The organism is Pseudonocardia charpentierae (genome assembly GCF_031845345.1).
GTDB classification, from domain to species: Bacteria; Actinomycetota; Actinomycetes; order Mycobacteriales; family Pseudonocardiaceae; genus Pseudonocardia; species Pseudonocardia charpentierae.
The window spans coordinates 208999-230037 of sequence record NZ_JAVREJ010000007.1; the positions used below are offsets into that span (position 1 = coordinate 208999).

The following is a 21039-nucleotide window of genomic DNA, read 5'->3' on the forward strand; positions in this document are numbered from 1 at the left end:
CGGCCCGTCAGGCCAGGTCGCCGCGCAGCAGGCTCACCGTCGAGTGCCCCGGGTCGCCGTCGAACCGCTCCGCGGACACGTCCACCCGGTCGAACTCCCCGGCAGGCAGCCCGGCCGGGATCGTGAACTCGCCGCGGAACTCCTCGCCGTGCCGGGCCAGCGCGCCCAGCGGCAGCAACCGGCTGCCGCCCGAGTCCATCAGCCAGGCCTCGAGGTAGTCGCCCCCGGCGAGGTTCGTGACACCACGCAGCTCGACGACCATTCGCTGGTCGCCGTCGCGATCGACCATCGCGGCGGTGCCGCTGGCGCTCGGGTCGGCGAACCCGACGGGGCCGAGCTGCACGACGGGGGTCGGGTCGGGCTCCCCGCCGGAGCCGCCGACCCCGACACCGATGCCGACCCCGACACCGAGACCGACGACGGCGGCCGCTGCCACGCCGACAAGCGAGCGCCGCCATCGCCGCGCAGGCCGGAGCGGTACGGGCGCCTCGTCCGTTCCGCCGTCGTGCTCCGGGACGTCGCGGCCACCTCGCACGACGGGTTCGTGCGTGCCCTGCCCGTTGCGCTCCGGTGCGCCGCGGCCGTCGGTCTCGTCGCCGGCCAGCTCCTCGAGGATCGCCTGCCACACCCGCGTCGGCGGGGCCGGCAGCGGCTCGTCGACCCCGTCCGCACGTGCCAGTTCGACGGTACGGCGGAGCTCGTCGACCTCTGCCCGGCACTGGGTGCACACGAGCAGGTGGGCGGCCACCTCCGGGTCGGACTGCTCCGCCGGCAGGGCGGCGAGGGTCAGCTGCTCGGCATCGGGGTGCGGCGCGTTCATCCGGCCCACCCCCGTCTCAGTCTGTCCAACCCGCGGCGCAGGTGGCTCTTGACGGTACCGAGAGGCAATCCCGTCACCGCGGCGATCTGTTGATGCGTGAGGTCGTCGAAGAACGCCAGCCGCACCACCGCCCGGACCTGCGGGGTGAGCCTGCCCAGCTCGTCGGCCACGACGACCGCATCGACGACCTGCTCCGACACCGGTGCCGGGCCCGACGGCGGCGCGGCGTGCCCAGCCCGGTCGGCGGTCCGCAGGTCGCGGAGCCGGCCCGCGAGCCGGTCGGTGACCTGATGGCGGGTGATCCCGACGAGCCAGGCCCCGAGCGTCCCCCGCTCCGGGTCGAAGGTGCTGCGGCTGCGCCAGGCGCGGACGAACACCTGCTGCGTGACGTCTTCGGCGTCGTGGTGAGCGCGCAGGCACCGCAGCGCGATCGCGTAGACCGCGCTTCCGTGCCGGTCGTAGGCCTCGCGCAGCGCGGCCTGGTCGCCCGCGGCGAACCGCTGCTCCAGCGTCGCCGGGGCAGCGGATCCGGCATCGGATCGGGCCGTGGGACGCAGCCGTTCGGCGTCGCTCACCGCGGCGTCCTCATGAGACGTCCGGCCGGGCGACCACCACCACGTTCTCGGTGTACCCGTGTTCTCGATAATCGAACTGACCTCCGCACGTCACGAGCGTCAACCGGGGTGCGCCGTCGCGGGCGAACACCTCGCCGACGGGGAGATCGGTCTTCGGGAACCGGCTGACGGCCTCCACGCGGTAGGCCACGACGCCGCCACCGGCGAGATCGACGGTGACCGGGTCGCCGGGTGCGAGGTCGCCCAGCTTGTGGAAGGCGCCGTACCCCTGCTCCCGGTCGTCGACGTGGCCGGACAGGACCGCCGAGCCCGCGGTGGCTCCGGGACCGGAGCCGTAGCGGTACCAGCCGACGGTCGCCACGTCGAGCGGCACGGCCATCCGGCCCCGATCGTCGATCCCCACCGGTGCGACCGGCGCGTCCACCCCGAGTGCGGGGAGCCGGATGCGCACGGGCGGCTCCGGTGCCGTCGGTGCGGTGGACCCGACCTCGGGCAGCACGGCGGCGACGGGAGGAGCGGCGGGAAGGGCTGGAGCGACCGGAGGTGCGGCGGCGACCACCGGTGCGGGAGTCGCCGCCCACACGCCGATCGGTGCGAGCACGAGCACGAGACCCGCCAGCAGACCGACGAGCGCGCCGGACCGAGTCCTGTGGCCCGGCGCGCTCGTCACGTGCATGTCCGCGTTCAGCGTCGAGCGGCCGAACGCAGGCGGACCGCCGACACGGCGACGACGCTCAGGCCGGCGAGCGTGGTGACGAGCAGCCACGCCGGTGCGCCTCCGTCAGCGGGAGCACCGGACGGTGCCCCGGACGGAACGCCGGACGGCGAGCTGTGCAGGTCGGACACGGTGAACGAGACGAGGCTCAGCTTGCCGCCGTCGAGCTTGCCGATGGCCTGGACGAACGTCGCGGTGCCCTCCTTGAGGTCGACGTCGGCCGGGCCGATCACCGGGTCGGTGGTACCTGCCGCTGCGACGGCCGCCGAGACCGAGCCCGCCGGCACCTCCAGCGCCTTCTCCTGCCCGTTGGACAGACCCTCGATCACCGGCTGACCGCCGGCCAGCACGTCGACGGCCGGTGCCGCGGCGGTGTGCCGCACGACCAGCCGGGCCTGTCCGGCCGGGACCGACGAGACGTCGTTGACGAAGGGGGTGATCTTCGGGTTGCCGCCCTCGTCGAGGTGCGCGACCACGGTCACGTTCCCGCCCGCGGGCAGGTCGGCGTCCGTCGAGAGCAGCGGGGAACCGGAACCGTCGACGGCGTCGGCGGCGAAGAGCGCCAGCTTGTGCGGGCCCGCCGGGAGCTGCACGGGGCCCTGGCTGGTGCCGGGCTCGAAGTCGTCGATCGCGCGCTTGCCGTCGACGTACACGTCGACCGGGGTGTCCGGGACGCCGTGCACGACGTAGACGGTGGCGGTCTCCTGGGCCACCGCGGCGGGCGCGGCGACGAGGGCGAGGGCGAGGGCGCCGCCGACGGCGAGGCCGGCGTGTCGAGCCAGGTGATTCAGTCGCATCGCAACTCCTGCTGAAGGCGTGGGAACCTGTCATCTGCTCTACGGGCGCCCGCCCTCGTGTGGATGCACCTCGGCGCACATTTTTCGTCGGACCGAGACAGGTGACGCGTGGCCGTTCCCCTCGTCGACGCCGTGCTGCAGCGGCGCGACCGCGTGCGAGCCACGACGGCGAGGCTGCGTGCCCGGCACGAGTGGCTCGACCACCTGTCCCGTACCGGCGAGCGGTACTTCCAGCAGCGCGGCAACCACTTCGCCGCCGCGGTCACGTTCTTCAGCGTGCTGACCGCCGTCCCGCTGCTCATGGTGGGCTTCGGTGCCGCCGGTTACGTGCTGTGGCTCAACCCGACGCTCCTCGACGACCTACGCGAGGCGATCACCGACGCCGTGCCCGGCGCGCTGTCCGACGCCGTGATCCCGTTCCTCGACGAGGCCGTCGCGCAGCGCAACGCGGTGGCGGGGCTGGGGCTGCTCGCCGCCCTGTGGTCGGGGATCTGGTGGACGTCCAACCTGCGGGAGGCCGTCTCCGCCCAGTGGGCGCTGCCCGCGCTGCGCCCGACGTCGGTGGCCCGCTTCTGGCACGACCTACGGGTGCTGGTCGTCCTCGGGGTGACGCTGCTGGGCTCGATCAGCGTGTCGGTGCTCGCGACCGGCGTGCTCGACGTCGGCCTGGCCCGGCTGGGCCTGTCCGACGGCAGCGCAGGCGCGCTGGTCGTGACCGGCGCGGCGCTGGTGCTCGGACTGGGCACCGGGTTCCTCCTCTTCTACTGGGTGCTCACCCGGCTCCCCCGGACGGCAGTGCCGCGCCGGGGCACGGTCCGTGCCGCGCTGGTGGGGGCGGTGGGTTTCGAGGTGCTCAAGCAGGCGACGGCGCTGACGATCGGCAGCGTCAGCGGCACTGCAGGCGGTGCAGTGTTCGGGCCGCTGCTGGGCCTGCTGCTGTTCCTCTACCTCGTGGCGCGGTTCGCGCTGCTCCTCGCGGCGTGGGCGGCGACGGCCCGCGGCAACGAGCTCCCGGCCGAGCCCACCCCGGACGCGGAGCCCGCCTCCGCGGTCGTCGCCGGTCCTGTTGTCGAGCGCGCCCCCGTCCGGACACCGGCTGCCGACGTCCGGCCACCGTCGTCCGGCGCGCTCGGTGCGGGGCTCGGCGTCGCGCTCGGCGTCGGCGTGGTGCTCGGCGTCTGGTTGCGCACCCCACGCCGCGGCGCCGACTCCGCGCGCTAGACCGGCCGCGTCAGCAGCAGCGGCCCTCCGGGTGGTGTTCCTGGTGGTCGGTGCGGGCCCGCCAGTACTCGCGTTCGGTCATGGGCGGCTCGGTGTGTCCGCTGCGGCGGTGGTGGGCGAGGTACTGGTCGTAGGCGTGCTCGCCCAGCACCCCGCGCACCCACCAGAGCAGCCCGCGGAGGGTCTCCATCAGTGGTGGCCCCGGGCCCGGGGTGGCACCGCCTGGGCCCATTCCTTCTCCAGCTCCCGCTCGGCGGGCACCGGGAAGAACCCGGAGGGTGCGTAGATCTTCGACGGCAGCGGCTCGTCCTCGGCGCTGCGCCGCCCGCCCGCCCGCAGCGACCTGATCGTCGCGAGCAGCGCTGCACCGATCACGATGACGGTGAGGGTGACGAAGATAATCGACAGGGTGCCCTGGATGAAGGTGTTGCGCACCACCGCTTCCATCGCCTCGACGTTCTTCGCCGTGCCGAAGCTGGTCTCGCCCCGCGCGAGCGCGTCCCGGAACGCCGAGTGCTGCGCCCAGTAGCCGATGGCCGGCACCGAGGAGAAGATCTTGTACATCGACGCGGTGACGGTCACGACCGTGGCGAACGCCAGCGGCACGATCGGCACCCACAGCAACCCGACCCGGCCCCGGCCGGCCACGATGGCCATACACACCGCCAGCGCGATCGCCGCGAGCAGCTGGTTCGCGATGCCGAAGAGCGGGAAGAGCGTGTTGATCCCCCCGAGGGGGTCGGTGACACCCATGATCAGGATGGCGCCCCAGCCGGCGACCATGATCGCGGTGCAGATCCAGGCGCCGGTGCGCCACGAGGTGTCCCGGAACCGCGGCGCGAAGTTGCCGACGAAGTCCTGGAGCATGAACCGGGCCACGCGGGTGCCGGCGTCGACGGCGGTGAGGATGAACAGCGCCTCGAACATGATCGCGAAGTGGTACCAGAAGCTCATCAGCCCGGACCCGCCGATGAGCTGCTGCATGATGTGCGCCAACCCGACGGCCAAGGTGGGGGCGCCTCCGGTGCGGGAGACGATCGACTCCTCGCCGACGTCGCGGGCGGTCTGCGCCAGCACGTCGGGGGTGATGTTGACTCCGACCAGGCCGAGCTGGTTGACGAACGCCGCAGCCGTCTCCACGGTGCCGCCGGTGGCGGCGGCGGAGGCGTTCATGGCGAAGTAGATGCCGCGGTCGATCGACAGGGCGGCGACCAGGGCCATGATCGCGACGAACGACTCCATGAGCATCCCGCCGTAGCCGATCAGGCGGGTCTGACGCTCCTTCTCCACCAGTTTCGGGGTCGTCCCCGACGAGATCAGGGCGTGGAACCCGGACAGGGCACCGCAGGCGATGGTGACGAACAGGAACGGGAACAGCGGCCCCGACACCACCGGCCCACCCGCGGCGCGGCCGGCGAACTCGCTCACCGCGGGCGCGGCGATGGCCGGCTGCACGACCACGATCGCCACGGCGAGCATGATGATCGTGCCGATCTTCATGAACGTCGACAGGTAGTCGCGCGGGGCCAGCAGCAGCCAGACGGGCAGCACCGCGGCGATGAAGCCGTAGATGATGATGGCCCAGGCGATGGTGGTGCGGTCCAGGGTGAACAGCGCCGTGCCCCACTCGGTCTCGGCGACGGCACCGCCGCCGATGATCGCCGCCATCAGCAGGACGAAGCCGATGACCGAGACCTCGCTGACCTTCCCCGGCCGCCAGAATCGCAGGTAGAGGCCCATGAACAGGGCGATCGGAATGGTCATGGCGACAGAGAAGACGCCCCAGGGGCTCTCGCCGAGGGCGTTGACCACCACCAGGGCGAGGATCGCCACGATGATCACCATGATGGCGAGGGTGGCGATCAGGGCGGCGAATCCGCCGACCAGACCGAGTTCCTCCCGCGCCATCTGGCCCAGGGACCGGCCGCCGCGACGCATGGAGAAGAACAGCACCAGGTAGTCCTGGACCGCCCCGGCCAGGATCACCCCGACGATGATCCACAGCGTGCCGGGCAGATAGCCCCACTGCGCGGCCAGGACCGGGCCCACCAGGGGTCCGGCGCCGGCGATGGCGGCGAAGTGGTGGCCGTAGAGCACACGCCGGTCGGTCGGCATGTAGTCCTGGCCGTTCTCGTTGTACTCCGCCGGCGTCGCGCGCCGGTCGTCCGCCTGCGTGATGCGCTTCTCGATGTAGGTCGAGTAGAAGCGGTAGGCGATGAAGTAGGTGCAGACGGCGGCGAAGACGAACCAGATGGCGTTGACCGTCTCCCCGCGGATCAGGGCGATCATCACCCAGGCCACGCCGCCGAGCAGGGCTACGCCGACCCATGCGGCGATCCGCAGCGGCGTCCACCGCCCCCGCTGCTCGTCGAGGACCTGCGGGTCGACAGCCGGCGGTGGCAGATCCGGGTCGAGGGCGAGGCCGCCCTCGTTCTCGGGCCTGTCGTCGGCGGAGCGTGTGGTCATCGAGCCCTCCCGGGTCCGGCTGGGGCGCTCTGCGGCGCTGCGGCGCTCCTTCGCGGGGCCCTGAATATAGGTGTTTCGAGCGCTTTCGGCAGTGGTCGCTCCGCATGGATGAGAAGACCGTCCGGTCGGACGGTCCAAGAGCCGTTACCGCTAGCCTCGCCAACCGTCGGTGGCGCACGGCACCGGTGCGGCGACGGGAGGCCGGGTGGGCGAGCAGATCGCGGGTGAGGCCTCGCCGCGGCTCGCCCGCGTCGTGCGGCCTGCCGACATCGCCGCCGCCCTGGACGATGTCGGCGTCCCACGGCCCCGACCCGTGCTCGTCCTGGTCGGCGGGGCGGGAGGCATGGACGAGGCGACGCAGCAGGTGCTGACCCGGGTGCTGCGCGACGCCGTGCTGCCGGTGGTCGAGCGGCACGGCGCAGCCGTCGTCGACGGGGGCACCGACTCCGGCGTCATGCGCATGCTGGGCCGGGCGCGGGCCGAGCGGAACGGTGTGTTCCCCCTGGTCGGCGTGGCTGCTTCCGGGACCGTCCGCGTCCCCGGCGGCCCGACGATCGACGACGCGGCGGAGCCGGAGCGCCACCACAGCCACCTCGTCCTCGTCCCCGGTGAGGCATGGGGCGACGAGTCGCCGTGGCTGACCGACGTCGCGGACGTGATCGCGGGCGAATGTGCCTCGGTCACGGTGGTCGTGAACGGTGGCGAGATCACCTACGCCGACGCGAAGGGCAGCCTCGACCGCGGGCGGCCGGTCGTCGTGCTGGCGGGAACCGGCCGCACGGCCGACGCGATCGCCGACGCCCGTGCCGGGCGTCCCGCGGACCCACGCGATGCGGCGATCGCCGCCTCGCCACTGACCCGCGTGGTCGCCGTGCAGGATGCCGCCGAGGTGCGCGCCACGATCGACGCGCTGTTGTCGCAAGCGTGAGGAGCACGCGATGAGACGTCCTGCGCTGCTGGTCCGGTTCCCGCTGTGGCGCCCGCCCCGCGAGTCCCCGCCCCCGGTCGTGCCGGAGGCGGTCACTGACTACCCGGAACTGGCCGACGACATCAGCACCGTCGACCACGTCGTCGGCCCCGCGTTCCACGAGGCGGACCTCTCGGCGCTGCGGCACCAGCACCGCTACCGCCGCCAGCAGGTCGTCATCATCGCCGGCTCGGCCCTGCTGACCGGCCTCGGTGGCCTGCAGGCCGTCTTCCCGCAGGAACGGTGGCCCGGCCTCGCGCTCGCCCTGCTCGGCGCGCTGCTCGCCGTGCTGAGCAATGCTGTGAACGAGTTCAACGCGCTGGAGAAGTTCATGACGGAGCGGGTCAAGGCGGAGCGGCTCCGCTCGGCCTGCTTCCGCTTCCTGTCGCGGACGGGTCGGTACACCGGTGAGGACCGGGTGAGCGTGCTGCGCCGGGTGGTGCTCTCGATCCGTGCGGGGGAGGAGCCCTCGTGACGGACGCACCCGTTGATCGTCAGGCGGAGGCCGCGGCCGATCGCGCCCGCGCGTTCCATCGGCTGTACCTGCGGCTCCGCATCGACGACCAGCTCCGCTTCTACCGGGCCCGGCGCACCGAGTACGCCTCTGCGCACCGGCAGGCCGTCATCCTCCGTACGGCTCTGTTGCTCGGAGCCGCGGCGGCTGGCGTCATCACCCAGTCGACGAACGGGACGGCCCGGGCCGCATGGGCGGTGGCGGGTGCCCTGCTGGCGGCGCTCGCCGCGGCCGTCACCGCGTTCGAGACCCTCGTCGGGTTCCCGCAGCTCGAGAAGATCTACGGTGACGCCGCCCGGAACCTGGAGGAGGCGAAGGTCGACTGGGAGGACGTCGACCCGGAGAGGGTTCCCGTGCAGGAGGTCGAGCGCGTCGAGGACGTGTTCCGCAGCGAGCGGGGGCAGTGGGGGCAGCTGGTGGTCAAGTCCGCGGCGCCGGCGCCGCCCGCACCTCCGGTGGCGCCGAAGGACCCGTCCGCCGCCAAGTGAGGTTCCGGCGCCACGGTGCCCGGGCTCGTCAGCGACGTCCGACGACCAGTTCCGTGACGGGGTCGTGCGGCAGGTCCGGGGCCCCGTCCACGACGACGTCCGCCCGCTCCCACGGCCGCTCGGCTGCAAGGAACGGTCCGGGCGCGCGCGTCCCAGGGCGGCGGCCGGTAGGCGACGGCCTCGCCGCGGCGCAGCGGCGCGAGCACCCCGTCGATCATCAATGCCGACCAGTCGAACATGGCGTGGTACCAGGCGATGTCGTCGGTGTGCACGACGGCCGCACCAGGGACTCGGCCGACGATCTGCCCCGTCACCGTCGTCTTCCCGCCGCCGCTGCGCCCGTCGACGGCCAGGAGCAGGGGAGCCGAGCGTGGGACCGGGGCGCCGAGGATCTCGTGCAGGAGGTGGTCGATGCGGCGGACCGTCCAGGGCCCGGACCAGGGCTCACCGTCGGGGAGGTCCGCCGAGGAAGGATGCCTGACCGCCGCTACCGAGCGGGACGTGAGCGGGGTCGCGACCCGACTGACGCTCCGCTCGCCGCGGGGATTGATCGCCGCGACCGTCGCCCGGTGGCTGTCCCGGGGACCACGAGGCGACGTTCGCGGTGATCACCGGCGCACTGCATGGCGAGCGCGTGATCGGTCTGCGGATACGCTGACGTCCAGGCGCGAGCGGGGGAGGGCACGATGACCGTTCTGGGCATCGACATCGGAGGCTCGGGGATCAAGGGTGCGCCCGTCGACGTCGAGGGCGGTGCCCTCGCTGACGAGCGGTTCCGGCTCGAGACGCCGCGGCCCGCCACCCCCGACGCGGTGGCGGCGGTGCTCGCCGACGTGGCCGGGCACTGGAAGGGGACCGACGCCATGGGTGTCACGTTCCCCGGCGTCGTCCGCCGCGGCGTGATCGGCACCGCGGCGAACCTGCATCCGGACTGGATCGGTGTGGACGCGGCGGCGCTGTTCACCGAGCACACGGGCCGGCGCGCGACCGTCCTCAACGACGCCGACGCCGCGGGCGTCGCCGAGGTCGCCTTCGGCGCCGGTCGCAACGTGCACGGGGTCGTCCTGCTGCTGACCTTCGGTACCGGCATCGGCAGCGCCCTGTTCCTCGACGGCGTCCTCGTGCCCAACACCGAGTTCGGCCACCTCGAGCTCAACGGGGCCGACGCCGAGCTGCACGCCTCGGACCGCATCCGCGAGGAGCAGGGCCTGCACTGGGAGAAGTGGGCCGGCCGCGTGCAGGACTACCTGCAGGTCGTCGAGCGCCTGCTGTCCCCCGACCTGATCATCATCGGTGGTGGCGTGAGCAAGAAGGCCGACCGGTTCCTGCCGTACGTGAAGGTGAACACGCCGGTCGTGCCGGCGGTGCTGCAGAACAGCGCCGGCATCGTCGGAGCGGCGATGGCCACCACCAGTCAGCTCTGACAGGTCAGGGCCCGACCTTCACCGACGCCCCCGTGCGCAGGCTCTCGTTTGCCGCGTCGGCCAGCACGAGCGCGGCACGACCGTCGGCGAACCCGGGTGAGAAGGTGCTGCCCGGCTCGACGCCGGTGACGAAGGCGTCGAGCTCCGCACGGTAGGCCGGCGTGTACCGGTCGAGGAAGAAGTTGTGGTACGGCGGCGCGACCTCGGTGCTGTCGGCGCCCGAGAAGCGCACGCTCGTCGGCAGCTGGTTGCCCGCGGTCAGCATGCCGCGCGCGCCGAACGCCTCGAGCCGCTGGTCGTAGCCGAACGCGGCCCGCCGCGAGTTGGTGATCGAGCACAGCGCACCGCCGGCACCGCGCAGGACGACCACGGCGGTGTCGATGTCGCCGGCCTCGGCGATCTCGGACGAGACCAGGTTCGCGCCGGACGCGCTGACCTCGACGACGTCGCCGAGGAAGAAGCGGGCCATGTCGAAGTCGTGGATGGTCATGTCGCGGAACAGGCCGCCCGAGGTGGCAACGTAAGTCGCGGGCGGCGGTGCCGGGTCGCGGCTGATGATCGTCAGCTGCTCGAGCGTGCCGATCTCGCCCGCCTCGACCCGCGAGCGGATGTCGGCGAACGACGGGTCGAAGCGGCGGTTGAAGCCGAGCATGACCCGGTCGGTCAGCGCCCCGATCTCCGCGGAGCAGGCGTCGACCCGTGCGATGTCGAGGTCGATCGGCTTCTCGCAGAGCACCGCCTTGCCCGTCCGGACGGCCCGGATGAGCAGGTCGACGTGCGTGGGTGTCGGCGACGCGACGACGACGGCGTCGATCGCCGGGTCGTCGATCACGGCCTCGACGTCCGTGCTCCACGGTGCGGCGAACTTCTCGCCGACCTCGCGGGCCGACGACTCGAACGGGTCGACGACCCGGGCCAGCTCGGCCCGCGGGTGGACGGTGATCGAGTCGGCGTGCACACGCCCGATCCGGCCGCAGCCGATCAGACCGAGTCGCACCATGTACTTCTCCTTGAAGGACGGGGAAATGATCCGGAGACGGTCAGTTCGACGGCCGCGACCACGGCGTGCCGGTGCTGCCGCGCACGGTGAGCCGGGTCGGCAGGACCACCTCGGTCGGGCTGGCCTCCGCGTCCGCGAGGGTGTCGAGCAGCATGCGGGCGGCCACGGCGCCCTGCTCCTGGACGGGCTGGGCGACCGTCGTGAGGTCGACGACCGACGCCATCTCGTGGCCGTCGACACCGATGACGGACATCCGGCCCGGGACGGCGATGCTCGCCCGCCGCAGCGTCCGGATCGCCCCGATGGCCAGCTCGTCGTACTCGGCCACCACCGCGGTGGGCAGCGTCGGCCGGTCCATCAGCGCCGCCATCGCCGCGGCGCCGCCCTCGATCCCGTAGGTCGCGGCCGACACGACGTCGATCCGCGAGCCCAGCCCCGCGGCCTCCATCGCCTCCCGGTAGCCCTCGCGGCGGCAGCGCGACGAGGCGAAGCCGAAGTCGGCCTCGTCCTCCACGCCCGTGATCATGACGATGTCCTCGTGGCCCTGGTGCAGCAGGTGGTGCACCGCGGTGCGCGTCGCGCCGACGTCGTCGATCCGGACGCACGACACCCCGGGCAGCGCGGCGCCCACCGTCACGAGCGGCATGTCGAGCGCACGAAGTGCAAGCGTGTGCTCCTCGGTCAGCGGGACCGTCAGCGTGAGCACCGCATCCACGCGGCGTGACAGCGGCATCCGCTCGAAGAAGCGGTCGCGGGCCTCGCCGGTGCCGAGGTGGTAGAGCAGGACGTCGTACCCGGCCTCGTGGAGCACCTCGTAGGCGCCCGCCACGACGTTGACGAAGAACCAGCGCGTGACGAAGGGGACCACCACGCCGATCGTCAGCGTCCGGCCCGACGCCAGGCCGGACGCCTGCGGCGACGCGCTGTACGACAGTTGTTGTGCGGCCTCGTGGACCCGCTGGCGGGTGGCGGCCGAGATGCTGGAATGGCCGCGCAGTGAACGCGAGACGGTGGACGCGGACACGCCCGCCAGGGCCGCCACGTCCAGAATGCTCGCCCGCCGGGGGCGTCGAACGGCGTGCGGCGGCGGGTCGGGAACGACGTTCACCAAGGGTGCACCGTAAACCCTGGACACGACGTGTCTCAACCGCAGAGGGCCGGGCATCGGCGGGCTGAGGGAGCGAAAGCGAGGCAGCGGCCTGCGCGGTGCGGCAGACTGGAGGCGCCACGGCCGGTCTGCCCATGGAGGGAGGGTCGGTGAACGTCGTCCTCTACACCGCCCTCGCGCTGCTGCCCGCAGCGGTCTTCGTCGCCGCCGCGAAGGCGCTCGAGCGCTGGAGCCGGGGCGAGCGCCGGTCCCGGGGGCGTCGGCCCGCGTACGCCGAGCCCACCGGGCCGCCGATCGAACGGCTCGTCGCCGACCTGCGCCGGCTCGGTCGCGACTACTCACGTATCGCGGAATCCGATCTTCCGCGCAGGCAGTCGCGGTTGCGGAGTGTGACTCTCGCCTACGACGACACCCTCAGCGCGTGCTGCACCGCGCTGGAGATCCCCGCACCCGGGCGGCCCCCGTTCGACCCCGTCCAGCGACTGGAGATCGAGGCGACCCTGGCGCAGCGCGGTCTCACCTGGTAGGCGGGCTTCGGCTCCAGGTGGATCTTCAGGCCGGCGCGTCCGGGATGTGAAGAAAACGTGATCTGGCGACGGGCCGTCATGTCTCGCCGTCACCCGGAAGATCTGGCACTGTTCCCCGGAAGGCTGTGCGCTGCGCCACGTTCGCAAGCGTTTCACCTGGACGGAGGGTCGATGAAGATTCCACGGATGAGGACGCCGCGGCGGTCATCCCGGTTCGCCGCGATGGTCGGCGCGGCGGCGCTGGTGACCTCGCTCGCAGCCTGCTCGAGCGGCCCGCAGGGCACAGTGATCAACCTCTACGGCGGCGCCAGCGCGTCGAAGTTCGACGAGATCATCGCCGACTGCAACGCCCAGGCCGGCGGGCGCTACACGATCGTCGGCAACCTGCTGCCGAGTGACGCCGACGGCCAGCGCGACCAGCTCGTGCGGCGGCTCGCGGCGAAGGACGCCGGGATGGACCTGCTCGGCATGGACGTCACGTGGACGGCGGAGTTCGCCGACGCGGGCTGGATCCGCGAGCTGAACCCGCAGCAGACCGCCGCCGCGACCAAGGACATCCTCCAGCCGCCGATCGACACGGCCACCTGGAAGGACAAGATCTACGGCATTCCAAAGCACACGAACGTGCAGCTGCTCTGGTACCGCAAGGATCTCGTCCCGACGCCGCCTGCGACGTTCGACGAGATGATGCAGATGTCCCAGCAGCTCAAGGACCAGGGCAAGCCGTACGAGATCGGGTTCACCGCCGCGCAGTACGAGGGCTACGTGGTGAACATCAACAACCTGATCAAGGGCTTCGGCGGCCGGGTCGTCAACGAGGACAGCACGGCTCCCGCGATCGACGACAAGACCGTGCAGGCCCTCACGCTGCTGAACAAGCTGGCCACCTCCGGCCTGACGAGCACGTCGCTCTCGAACGCCCAGGAGCCCGAGGTCTTCGCAGACCTGCAGGCCGGGCGCTCGGCCTTCTCGCTGAACTGGCCGTACGTACTCGCCTCCATGAAGGAGGCCAACCCGGACCTGGTGCCCAACCTCGGCTACGCGCCGTACCCGTCGGTCACCGCCGGTGCGCCTGTCACCACCACGCTGGGCGGGATGAACTTCGCGATCAGCAGCTACAGCCGTCACCCGGACGAGGCCTTCGACGCGGCGATGTGCCTGCGCTCGCCGGAGCACCAGCTCCAGCACGCCATCAACGCGGGTGAGCCCCCGACGAACCGGACGGTCTACGACCAGCCGGACATGCAGGAGGCGTACCCGATGGCCCAGGTCATGCTGACCGAGCTGGAGACCGCCAAGCCACGGCCGATCTCGCCGGTCTACCAGAACATCTCGACCGTTCTGTCGACCACGCTGTCGCCGCCCGCGGCCATCAACCCGCAAGTGTCGGCCGACGAGCTGCGCACCTCCGTCCAGGACGCGATCGAGGGCAAGGGGATCCTGCCGTGACCCAGAGCCAGACACCGACACCGGCGGCCGCCGAGGCCATCGAGAGGCGCGAGGACGACGGCTCGATCGACGTCGCGCGCACGCGGCACAACGAGGCGCAGCGTGCTGAGCGCAAGCTGGGGCTTCTGCTCGTCGCTCCCGCGGTGACCATCATGCTCGCGGTCGCCGCGTACCCGATCATCTACGCGTTCTGGCTGTCGCTGAACAAGGCGGACCTGCGCCGACCGGACGCGAACGAGTTCATCTGGTTCGACAACTACGTCACGGTGCTGTCCAGCCCGATCTGGTGGCGGGCGTTCGGCGTGACCATCTTCATCACGATCATCAGCGCGTTCCTCGAGCTGGTGTTCGGCATGCTCCTGGCCATCGTCATGCACCGCACGATCGTCGGACGCGGGCTGGTGCGGACATCGGCACTCGTGCCCTACGGGATCGTGACCGTCGTCGCCGCGTTCTCCTGGCGGTTCGCCTGGACCGAAGACCTCGGTTATCTGACACCCGCCGGGTCGGCGCCGCTCACCGAGTTCTGGCCGTCCATCTGGATCATCATCCTGGCCGAGGTCTGGAAGACGATCCCGTTCATGGCGCTGCTGCTGATGGCCGGCCTGGCGCTGGTGCCCGAGGACCTGCTGAAGGCGGCCTCGATGGACGGTGCGAACGCCTGGAAGCGGTTCTGGATGATCACCGTGCCGCTGATCAAGCCGGCCATCCTCGTCGCGCTGCTGTTCCGCACGCTGGACGCGTTCCGGGTGTTCGACAACATCTTCATCCTCACCAGCGGTGCCAACGGCACCAGCTCGGTGTCGATGGTCGCGTTCAGCAACCTGATCCGAGGGCTCAACCTCGGCATCGGTTCGACCATGGCGGTGCTGATCTTCATCACCACCGGGATCATCGCCTTCATCTTCATCAAGGCCTTCGGCGCGGCAGCGCCCGGGGCGGACCCGGGAGGGAGGAAGTAACCGTGCAGACCGAGACCACGCAACGCAAGCTGATGTGGTGGGGCGTCAACGTCATCGTCCTGCTGTACGCGTTCATCCCCGTGATCTGGATCGTCTCCCTGTCGCTCAAGGACGACGCGACGCTGAACGACGGCAGGTACCTGCCCGTGTCGCCGAGCGGCGACAACTACGCGGCGATCTTCTCGAACCCGGACTTCCTGCGGGCACTGTTCAACTCGATCGGCATCTGCCTGATCGCGACGCTCATCGCGATCGTGTTCGGGACGATGGCCGCCTACGCGATCGCGCGCCTGAACTTCCCGGGTAAGACGGCGATCGTAGCCGTGTCGCTACTGATCTCGATGTTCCCGCAGATCGCCCTGGTGACCCCGCTGTTCAAGATCCTGACCACCATCGGGCTCTTCGACACCTGGCCCGGCCTGATCATCCCCTACGTCACGTTCGCGCTGCCCCTGGCCATCTACACGCTCTCGGCGTTCTTCCGCGAGATCCCGTGGGACCTCGAGAAGGCCGCCAAGATGGACGGCGCCACGCCGTACCAGGCCTTCCGTCAGGTGATCACCCCGCTGGCCATGCCGGGCATCTTCACCACGGCCATCCTGGTGTTCATCTCGTGCTGGAACGACTTCCTGTTCGCCCTGTCGCTGACCTCCACCTCGGCAGCGCGGACCGTCCCGGCGGCGATGAGCTACTTCACCGGCGCCACGACGTTCGAGAAGCCGACCGGCCCGGTGGCGGCCGCGGCGGTCGTCATCACCATCCCCATCGTCATCTTCGTCCTGCTGTTCCAGCGGCGGATCGTCGCCGGCCTGACCTCGGGTGCTGTCAAGGGCTGATCCGACAACGCACCCAGCCGAAACCACACTGGCCACCACACTGGCCTCACACCCGAGGAGCTTCGAGAAAATGGCAGAGATCGTTCTCGACCACGTGGTCAAGCGCTACCCGGACGGGGCGCTGGCCGTCGACGACTTCAACCTCACGATCGCGGACGGCGAGTTCATCATCCTGGTCGGCCCGTCGGGCTGCGGGAAGTCGACCACGCTCAACATGGTCGCCGGCCTGGAGGACATCACCGCGGGCAAGCTGATCATCGACGGCGACGTCGTCAACGACAAGGCACCCAAGGACCGGGACATCGCCATGGTGTTCCAGTCGTACGCGCTCTACCCGCACATGACGGTCGGCGAGAACATGGGCTTCCCGCTCAAGCTGGCCGGTGCGGACAAGGGCACCATCCAGAAGAAGGTCAACGAAGCCGCCGAGATGTTGGAGCTCACCCAGCACCTCGACCGGAAGCCGTCGAACCTGTCCGGCGGGCAGCGCCAGCGCGTGGCGATGGGCCGGGCCATCGTGCGCTCGCCCAAGGCCTTCCTCATGGACGAGCCGCTGTCCAACCTCGACGCCAAGCTGCGCGTGCAGATGCGCACCCAGGTCTCGCGTATCCAGAAGAACCTGGGCACCACCACGCTGTACGTCACGCACGACCAGACCGAGGCCATGACCCTCGGCGACCGGGTCGTGGTCATGCGCGGCGGGGTGGTGCAGCAGGTCGGCTCGCCGTCGTACCTCTACGACCACCCGAAGAACCTCTTCGTGGCCGGCTTCATCGGCAGCCCGTCGATGAACTTCCTGCCCGGGCAGCTGCGGGGCGGCGGCACGGTGTCGACGGCTCTGGGCGAGGTGCAGCTGCCGGACGAGTGCCGCCAGGCCGTGGAGCGGTCGAAGTCCAGCGGCAACATCATCCTGGGGATCCGGCCCGAGCACTTCGAGGACGCGGCGCTGGTCGGCGACAAGCCGGGAGCGACGTTCGACGCCCCGATCGACATCGTCGAGGCGATGGGGTCGGACGTCTACGCCTACTTCGTGGTCAAGGGCGAGGAGGCGCGCTCCGCGGATCTCGAGGACCTGGCCAAGGACACCGGGAACGACCTGCACAGCGACGGGGTCGCGGTCACGGCCCGGCTCGACGCCGCCTCGCACGTGCAGCGCGGGCAGACGGCCCGGCTCTGGTACGACACCTCCAAGCTCGCGGTCTTCGACGCCGAGACCGGGCTGAACCTGGCCCCTGGCGGCGCGGACGCGACGACGGCCAGCGGAGCGCAGCGCGCCTGATCATCGGATCACCGGGGCCCTTTCCCGCTCGTCGGGAGGGGCCCCGGTGCATGCGGCACGGCCTTTACCGCCTGCGGCCGAGTTCGGCGATGATCTCGGTGTTCCACGTGTGGTTGTGGAACACCGCATAGCGCTCGCCCGCGACGCGCATGTAGGCGTCGGCCGGCGTCTCGCCCTTCTCCAGCAGGTCGGCACTCTCGATCATCTCGACGACCGGCACGAACTCCTCCGCGTACCAGCGCTTCGCCGCCTCCGGGCGCTCGAGGCACCGCCCCTCGGCGAACATCAGCCGGGCGGCCCAGGCCTCGACCATCTCGGCGAACCACGGGTACTGCTCCGCGTCGCTGAGGAAGAGCGCGCGGCGCCCGGCGCGGCCCACCGGCACCCGCTGCAGGAACAGCCTGCGCAGCTCCCGGCTGGCCAGGTCGGAGCGCGCCCGCACGTCGTCGGGCTCGACGACCGTGCGCACCAGCCGCACGTCGGCCTCGATCTCGGCCAGGTCGAGCGCGCGGTGCACCGCCACGCGGTGGTGCCCGTCGCGGACGAAGTAGATGTCGCCGATCTGGTAGACGTCGATCGGCGGCAGGGGCTCGCCCCGCCGCGCCGCCTCGTCGATCCGCTCGAACCGACGGCGGCTGAGCCCGGAGCGCGGACGGAACTTCGGGTCGAACTCGCGCACCCGGTCCACCGAGCCGACGATCTGGTCCACGGGGATCACCCGGATCCCGAGGGCGACCTCGTCGACGAGGCCGAGTGCGTCGACCACCTCCTGGAACGACAGGGCCTTCCGGTCGCCGCCCTCCTTCCGTAGCAGGCGGGCGGTCAGCGCGGTGATCACCTGCAGCCTGCGCGCGCGCAGGAAGTCGGCTTCGGCGTCGGCCCTGGGGGAGCCGGTGTCACGGATCATCGCGGTCTCCGGGGGCGGAATCTCGAACATCCGGGATCTCGAACATGCGGTAGGGGACCACGTTGCGGATCGTCGTCTCGCCGACCCGCCGGTCGGGCCGCGGGTGGCCGTACGGGTGGATGTGCCCGTGCAGGTGCCAGCGCGGGTGCAGGCGGTCGAGCACGGGGTGCAGCGCGTCGATGCCGACGTGCGGGCGGTCGTCCTCGTCGCCCAGGCCGCGCGGCGGTGCGTGGGTGAGCAGCACGTCGACCGGTCCGGGGAGCCGCCGCTGCAGGCGTCCCACCCGGCGGAGCAGGCGGGCCGCGCGCTTGTGGTACTCGCGCTGGCTGTACTGGTTGGGCCCGGGGCGGTAGCGCACGCACCCGCCGAGACCGGCGATCCGCAGCCCGGCGGCGTCGAGGACGACGCCGTCGGCGTTGTGGCAACCGGCCGGGCGGGGCGGCTCGCACGGCATGCCGGCGCGGAGGAACTGCCCGGACCGGTGCTGGCGGGCGGAGCTGACGGCGGGGTCGTGGTTGCCCGGGACGAACACCACCGGCCGGTCGGTCACCGAGGCGAGGAACTCGAGGTAGTCCCACGGCAGGTCGCCCGCGGCGAGCACGAGGTCCGGCTCGAGCGCGGCGGCCCTGGCGCCCCACAGCGCGTCGCACACCTCGTCGGCGACGGCGAGCACCCGGACCATGCCCGCAGGGTAGGCCCTCAGGGGTCGCCGAGCCGGTCCAGCGCGTCCACGACCAGGTTCCAGAACCGGGCGTGGTCCAGCGTCACGGCCACCCGGGTGTGGCAGTCGGCGGGCTCGGGGCCGCGCAGGTCGGCCACCGTCATCCCGGTGGTCAGCTCCCCGTGCAGCTCGACGTCCAACGGCGCCCGGCGCGTGGTGAGCACCTCGGGGTCGATGACCAACGCGACCGCGCACGGGTCGTGCACGGGCGGCGCGGCGAAGCCCTGCAGCGTGCGGTAGGTGCCGGCGAAGAACTCCAGCAGGTCGGCGACGAACCGGGCGGGCGCCGTGTCGAGCTCCACGATCCGAGCGACGGCCTCCGGCGTGGCCAGCGCCTGGTGGGTGAGGTCCAGCCCGACCATCGTCACCGGCCACGGCTCCCGGAACACGATCTGCGCGGCCTCCGGGTCGCAGCCGATGTTGAACTCGCTGACGGCGGTCCGGTTGCCGCGCGCGTAGGCGCCGCCCATGAGCACGACCTCGGCCACCCGCTCGACGATCCGCGGTTCCTTGCGGGCGGCGACCGCCACGTTGGTCAGCGGACCGGTCGGGACCAGCGTGACCGTGCCGGGCGGGTGCGCCATGACCGTGTCGACGATGACGTCGACTGCGTGCCGCGGGTCGAGCGGGACGTCGAGCGCGGGATCGGGGTCGGGCAGCACCGGGCCGTCGAGCCCGGACTCGCCGTGGATGTCGCTCGCGACGCGCGCGGTCCGCAGCAGCGGTCGGGTGCACCCGGCGGCGAACGGCACGCCGGTGATGCCACCGACGCGGGCGACCGCGAGCGCGTTGCGGGTGACCTTCTCCAACGTCTGGTTGCCCGCCACGGTGGTCACGGCGAGCAGCTCGATCTCCGGGCTGCCGTGTGCGAGGAGCAGCGCGACGGCGTCGTCGTGGCCCGGGTCGCAGTCGAGCAGGATCTTGCGGGGCACGGCCGGAACCTACTCCGACGACAGCGCCGTTCGCCGGAACCTGTCCGAGGAGGGTGCCGTTCGTCGGAGGGGCGCCGTAGGGTTGCGGCGATGACCAGCACGACGTCGCACCGTGGCCCCCTGCAGGGGATTCGGGTCATCGACTTCAGCACCGTCTACGCCGGGCCCATCACGGCGATGCTGCTCGGCGACTACGGCGCGGACGTCCTCAAGGTCGAGCTGCCCGCCGGGGATCCGGCCCGCACCCACGGCTGGTCGGTCAAGGGGCCCGATGGGATTCAACATGGGCTGTGGTGGAAGGTGATCGCCCGCAACAAGGAGGCGATGACGCTCGACGTCCGCACGCCCGAGGGTCGCGAGATCATCCTGAAGCTGGTGGCCGATGCCGACGTCATGACCGAGAACTTCCGGCCCGGCGTGCTGGAGGGCTGGGGCCTGGGCCCGGACGAACTGCACGCGGTGAACCCGCGGCTGGTCCTGCTGCGCACCACCGGCTTCGGGCAGGACGGCCCCTACGCGCGACGGCGCGCCTTCGGCTCGCTGGCCGAGGCCATGACCGGGTTCGCGCACCTGACCGGGCAGCCCGACGGGCCGCCGACGCTGCCGCCGTCCGGGCTCGCCGACGGCGTCGCCGGCATCACCGGGGCCTTCGCGGTGCTGACCGCGCTGCGCGCCCGCGACCACGGCGACGGCCTCGGAGCCGGGCGGGGCCAGGTGATCGACCTGTCGCTCTTCGAGCCGCTGCTGGGGATCATGGGACCGGCGCCGAGTGCGTACGACCAGCTCGGCGTGGTGCCCACCCGCCAGGGCAACCGCTCGCGCAACAGTGCACCCCGCAACACCTACCGCACGCGCGACGGGCAGTGGGTGGCCGTGTCGTCGGCGTCGACGTCGGTCGCCGAGCGCGTGATGCGGCTGGTCGGGCGCCCGGACCTGGCCGACGAGCCGTGGTTCTCCTCCGCCCGCGAGCGGGTGGCGCACGTCGACGAGCTCGACGGCGCGGTGCAGAACTGGATCGAGGGCCGCGATCTCGACGCCGTCGTCGAGGCCTTCGAGGAGGTCGGTGCGGCGCTGTTCCCGGTGTACGACGTCGCGCAGCTGTTCGCCGACCCGCAGGTGCAGGCCCGCGACGCGGTGACCACCGTGGACGACGAGGACCTCGGGCCGTTGCGCATGCAGAACGTGTGGTTCCGGCTCTCGGGCACGCCGGGCGGCATCCGGTTCGCGGGCCGGCGGCTGGGGCAGGACACGGACGCCGTGCTCACCGAGCGGCTCGGGTACACGCCCGAGCAGGTCGCGGCGCTGCGGAAGGGCGGGGTGGTGTGACTGTG

General features: G+C 71.7%; 22 protein-coding genes. 11 read left to right on the forward strand and 11 right to left on the reverse strand.

Annotated features, from left to right (window positions below; translation table 11 throughout):
• Nucleotides 1-7 precede the first annotated feature (7 nt).
• From RM445_RS12905 to RM445_RS12920, 4 genes are read right to left on the reverse strand one after another with little or no spacing between them, the layout of a single operon-like run.
• The gene (locus tag RM445_RS12905) at nucleotides 8-820 is read right to left on the reverse strand and encodes an anti-sigma factor (RefSeq protein WP_311556458.1); all 813 of its coding nucleotides are present in this window, start codon (nucleotides 818-820) and stop codon (nucleotides 8-10) included.
• Entirely contained in the window at nucleotides 817-1395 is a 579-nt protein-coding gene (locus tag RM445_RS12910) for an RNA polymerase sigma factor (protein ID WP_311556459.1), read from the reverse strand. The genes RM445_RS12905 and RM445_RS12910 overlap by 4 nt, the downstream gene beginning before the upstream one ends.
• A gap of 10 nt (nucleotides 1396-1405) precedes the next feature.
• Complete coding sequence (locus RM445_RS12915) at nucleotides 1406-2065, reverse strand: class F sortase (RefSeq protein ID WP_311556460.1); 660 nt, start codon at nucleotides 2063-2065, stop codon at nucleotides 1406-1408.
• A 14-nt stretch (nucleotides 2066-2079) separates the two neighbouring features.
• Complete coding sequence (locus RM445_RS12920; protein WP_311556461.1) at nucleotides 2080-2907, reverse strand: DUF4397 domain-containing protein; 828 nt, start codon at nucleotides 2905-2907, stop codon at nucleotides 2080-2082.
• A 108-nt stretch (nucleotides 2908-3015) separates the two neighbouring features.
• Between RM445_RS12920 and RM445_RS12925 the strand changes: the two genes are divergently transcribed.
• Entirely contained in the window at nucleotides 3016-4128 is a 1113-nt protein-coding gene (locus tag RM445_RS12925; protein WP_311556462.1) for a YhjD/YihY/BrkB family envelope integrity protein, read from the forward strand.
• Nucleotides 4129-4138: 10 nt separating this feature from the next.
• Here the strand turns inward: RM445_RS12925 and RM445_RS12930 are convergent, their stop codons facing one another.
• Together RM445_RS12930 and RM445_RS12935 are read right to left on the reverse strand one after the other, a co-directional pair.
• The gene (locus RM445_RS12930) at nucleotides 4139-4318 is read right to left on the reverse strand and encodes a YbdD/YjiX family protein (protein WP_311556463.1); all 180 of its coding nucleotides are present in this window, start codon (nucleotides 4316-4318) and stop codon (nucleotides 4139-4141) included.
• Nucleotides 4318-6594, reverse strand: coding sequence for a carbon starvation CstA family protein (locus tag RM445_RS12935; RefSeq protein ID WP_311556464.1), 2277 nt, complete (start codon nucleotides 6592-6594; stop codon nucleotides 4318-4320). Before RM445_RS12935 ends, RM445_RS12930 begins: the two co-directional genes overlap by 1 nt.
• A gap of 205 nt (nucleotides 6595-6799) precedes the next feature.
• On the opposite strand from RM445_RS12935, the gene RM445_RS12940 reads away from it, so the two are divergent.
• The 4 genes from RM445_RS12940 (at nucleotide 6800) to ppgK (ending at nucleotide 9987) form a co-directional block, all read left to right on the forward strand.
• A complete protein-coding gene (locus tag RM445_RS12940; RefSeq protein WP_311556465.1) occupies nucleotides 6800-7522 on the forward strand; it encodes a hypothetical protein in 723 nt (240 codons plus the stop codon).
• 10 nt (nucleotides 7523-7532) lie between these two features.
• On the forward strand, nucleotides 7533-8036 hold the full coding sequence (locus RM445_RS12945) for a DUF4231 domain-containing protein (protein ID WP_311556466.1): 504 nt from the start codon (nucleotides 7533-7535) through the stop codon (nucleotides 8034-8036).
• Nucleotides 8033-8563, forward strand: coding sequence for an SLATT domain-containing protein (locus tag RM445_RS12950; RefSeq protein ID WP_311556467.1), 531 nt, complete (start codon nucleotides 8033-8035; stop codon nucleotides 8561-8563). Before RM445_RS12945 ends, RM445_RS12950 begins: the two co-directional genes overlap by 4 nt.
• 686 nt (nucleotides 8564-9249) lie before the next feature.
• Nucleotides 9250-9987: a polyphosphate--glucose phosphotransferase gene (gene ppgK, locus RM445_RS12955; RefSeq protein WP_311556468.1), complete on the forward strand. Its 738-nt coding sequence runs from the start codon at nucleotides 9250-9252 to the stop codon at nucleotides 9985-9987.
• A 4-nt stretch (nucleotides 9988-9991) separates the two neighbouring features.
• On the opposite strand, the gene iolG is transcribed toward ppgK, so the two are convergent.
• Nucleotides 9992-10987 carry an inositol 2-dehydrogenase gene (iolG, locus tag RM445_RS12960; RefSeq protein ID WP_311556469.1) on the reverse strand — a complete coding sequence of 332 codons (996 nt, stop codon included), beginning with the start codon at nucleotides 10985-10987 and terminating at the stop codon, nucleotides 9992-9994.
• A gap of 40 nt (nucleotides 10988-11027) precedes the next feature.
• Entirely contained in the window at nucleotides 11028-12095 is a 1068-nt protein-coding gene (locus tag RM445_RS12965; RefSeq protein WP_311556470.1) for a LacI family DNA-binding transcriptional regulator, read from the reverse strand.
• Between the two features lie 149 nt (nucleotides 12096-12244).
• Between RM445_RS12965 and RM445_RS12970 the strand changes: the two genes are divergently transcribed.
• The 5 genes from RM445_RS12970 to RM445_RS12990 all read left to right on the forward strand — a co-directional run bounded on the left by RM445_RS12970 (nucleotide 12245) and on the right by RM445_RS12990 (nucleotide 17148).
• The gene (locus RM445_RS12970; protein ID WP_311556471.1) at nucleotides 12245-12622 is read left to right on the forward strand and encodes a hypothetical protein; all 378 of its coding nucleotides are present in this window, start codon (nucleotides 12245-12247) and stop codon (nucleotides 12620-12622) included.
• A gap of 186 nt (nucleotides 12623-12808) precedes the next feature.
• The gene (locus tag RM445_RS12975) at nucleotides 12809-14071 is read left to right on the forward strand and encodes an ABC transporter substrate-binding protein (protein WP_311556472.1); all 1263 of its coding nucleotides are present in this window, start codon (nucleotides 12809-12811) and stop codon (nucleotides 14069-14071) included.
• A 38-nt stretch (nucleotides 14072-14109) separates the two neighbouring features.
• Nucleotides 14110-15033 carry a carbohydrate ABC transporter permease gene (locus tag RM445_RS12980; RefSeq protein ID WP_311556499.1) on the forward strand — a complete coding sequence of 308 codons (924 nt, stop codon included), beginning with the start codon at nucleotides 14110-14112 and terminating at the stop codon, nucleotides 15031-15033.
• Between the two features lie 32 nt (nucleotides 15034-15065).
• Nucleotides 15066-15869 (forward strand): carbohydrate ABC transporter permease, encoded by an 804-nt coding sequence (locus RM445_RS12985; RefSeq protein ID WP_311556500.1) that lies wholly within the window; start codon nucleotides 15066-15068, stop codon nucleotides 15867-15869.
• A gap of 70 nt (nucleotides 15870-15939) precedes the next feature.
• Nucleotides 15940-17148, forward strand: a complete 1209-nt coding sequence (locus RM445_RS12990) for an ABC transporter ATP-binding protein (protein ID WP_311556473.1) — start codon at nucleotides 15940-15942, stop codon at nucleotides 17146-17148.
• Nucleotides 17149-17212: 64 nt separating this feature from the next.
• Here the strand turns inward: RM445_RS12990 and RM445_RS12995 are convergent, their stop codons facing one another.
• Genes RM445_RS12995 through uriH form a run of 3 tightly spaced genes read right to left on the reverse strand, consistent with a single transcriptional unit; the run spans nucleotide 17213 to nucleotide 19708 of the window.
• Entirely contained in the window at nucleotides 17213-18055 is an 843-nt protein-coding gene (locus RM445_RS12995) for a chromosome partitioning protein ParB (protein ID WP_311556474.1), read from the reverse strand.
• Nucleotides 18045-18737 (reverse strand): metallophosphoesterase family protein, encoded by a 693-nt coding sequence (locus RM445_RS13000; protein WP_311556475.1) that lies wholly within the window; start codon nucleotides 18735-18737, stop codon nucleotides 18045-18047. The genes RM445_RS12995 and RM445_RS13000 overlap by 11 nt, the downstream gene beginning before the upstream one ends.
• A gap of 17 nt (nucleotides 18738-18754) precedes the next feature.
• Complete coding sequence (gene uriH, locus RM445_RS13005; RefSeq protein ID WP_311556476.1) at nucleotides 18755-19708, reverse strand: uridine-preferring nucleoside hydrolase UriH; 954 nt, start codon at nucleotides 19706-19708, stop codon at nucleotides 18755-18757.
• Between the two features lie 90 nt (nucleotides 19709-19798).
• On the opposite strand from uriH, the gene RM445_RS13010 reads away from it, so the two are divergent.
• Nucleotides 19799-21034 carry a CaiB/BaiF CoA transferase family protein gene (locus RM445_RS13010; RefSeq protein WP_311556477.1) on the forward strand — a complete coding sequence of 412 codons (1236 nt, stop codon included), beginning with the start codon at nucleotides 19799-19801 and terminating at the stop codon, nucleotides 21032-21034.
• Nucleotides 21035-21039 lie beyond the last annotated feature (5 nt).